Below are 242 nucleotides of genomic sequence, written 5' to 3'. Positions count from 1 at the left end.
TTGCTGGCTAAAGGGGTCGAACATAAACGTCCTGCCTGACCGGCTACTGCTGTTCAGCGGCGCTGACGGCGATCATCAGGTGGGGGAGTTTCAAGTGACCATACCCGGGGGGTTTTGACCGACCCACGGGGGAGTGGGACCAACATGCGGCCAGCCGCAGCGGCACGCCGCCTTTGCGCTTGGGCCGTGCGAGCCGATGATAGCCCTGGTATCCGTCGACCTGAAGGATGCCGTCGAAGCCC

The 242-nt window shown here is 63.6% G+C and carries 1 pseudogene; it reads right to left on the bottom strand.

The annotated features are described in order from the left end of the window. Positions 1-133 precede the first annotated feature (133 nt). A pseudogene (locus tag QJT78_RS52610) lies at positions 134-242 on the bottom strand (transposase); the annotation flags it as partial.

Source organism: Bradyrhizobium sp. Mp27 (genome assembly GCF_029953005.1).
Lineage (GTDB): Bacteria > Pseudomonadota > Alphaproteobacteria > Rhizobiales > Xanthobacteraceae > Bradyrhizobium > Bradyrhizobium barranii.
The sequence above is the reverse complement of the archived record's forward strand: the minus strand, read 5'-3'. Positions and strand labels throughout refer to the sequence as shown.